At 68.3% G+C, this 1,333-nt stretch carries 1 protein-coding gene; it reads right to left on the bottom strand.

What is annotated here, in order from left to right:
• Nucleotides 1-33: 33 nt before the first annotated feature.
• Nucleotides 34-1,227, bottom strand: coding sequence for an IS481 family transposase (locus ACFYYW_RS49075; protein ID WP_387661529.1), 1,194 nt, complete (start codon nt 1,225-1,227; stop codon nt 34-36).
• Between the last annotated feature and the right edge of the window lie 106 nt (nt 1,228-1,333).

Genomic DNA, 1,333 nt, shown 5'->3' with positions numbered 1-1,333 from the left:
TGTGATGTCTCGGGACATCGGAAACCCTCGAACCTACGGGTTCGGGGGTTTCGTCTTGTTCGGGTTTGCCTGGGGCTGGTAGTCGCGGGCAGGGTCGAGGATCAGCTCGCGCAGGAGTTCTCCGGTGACGGCGTTGGCGACGCGGATGTGCATGTCGTCGATCAGGAGGATGACGTGAGTTCGGGCGTGGGTTCGTCCGATGCCGATGTGGTGCAGCCGGCCGTTGACGCGCAGGGTGACCACTCCTGAGGGGTCGATGCGGTCGTGGCGGACGCGGGCGTGGGTGTCGGTGTCGCGGCTGCCGTCGGGCAGGGCCTTGGGCGAGGCGGCGTAGGTGGCGGCCGGGGTGGCGCGGTGCGGCAGGGACCGGTGCGGGCGGTGGTGGTTGTAGGCGTCGCAGAAGCGGTCGAGCATCGTCTGCAGGCCGGCCAGGGTGGCTGGCTGGCCGGGCTGGGCGCGTAGCCAGTTCTTCATGGTCTGCTGGAAGCGTTCGACCTTGCCACAGGTGGTGGGGTGGTTGGGGGCGCTGTTCTTCTGCCGCACGTGCAGGCGGCGCAGCTCGTGTTCGAAGGCGTTGCGGCCACCGCGGCCACCGGCCAGCCGGGTGGTGAACACCATCCCGTTGTCGGTCAGGGTGGAGGCCGGAACGCCGTGAACCTTGACCGCGTGGCGGAAGGTGTCGCGCACGATCGGGCCGGTGACACGGGCGTGCGCCGTCACCGACAGGGCGTAGCGGGAGTGGTCGTCCAGCCAGGACAGGATCTCGGCATCACTGCCGTCGGCGAGGCGGTAGTGGGTGAAGTCGGCCTGCCAGGTCTCGTTCGGCAGCGCTGCCTGGAAGCGGATGTAGGACGAGCGGGGACGTTTCTTCGGTTCGGGCACGACCAGGCCGCGGCGAGTGAGGTAGCGGCTGATCGTGGCCCGCGACACCATCCGCCCGTGGTGGTGGGCAAGGTGCCAGGCGATGGTGTCCGGGCCGGCGTCCAGTCCCTGCTCAGCGAGTTCTTTGCGGAGCCGGACGATCAGCTCGACGGTGTCGGCGTCGATCGCGTTCGGTGAGGTGCGCGGCCGTCGCGACCGTGGCTCGAACGCCGCCTCGCCCTCGGCCCGGTAGCGCGCGACGAGCTTGGACACCCAGCCCTTGGACACCCCGTAGGCGCGGGCGACCTCCGCCTGGGACCGTCCCTCGACGACAACGGCGGTGATGACAACTCTGGCCTTGGACACACCGCCCACGCTGTTGATCGCGGTGGTTGCCTATGTCCCGAGACACACTCTGTTGAAGTTTCCTATGTCTCGCGACATGGGTTTCCTATGTCCTGAACCAGCACAC

Source organism: Nonomuraea sp. NPDC001831, from assembly GCF_042892035.1.
Classification (GTDB): domain Bacteria; phylum Actinomycetota; class Actinomycetes; order Streptosporangiales; family Streptosporangiaceae; genus Nonomuraea.
The sequence above is the reverse complement of the archived record's forward strand: the minus strand, read 5'-3'. Positions and strand labels throughout refer to the sequence as shown.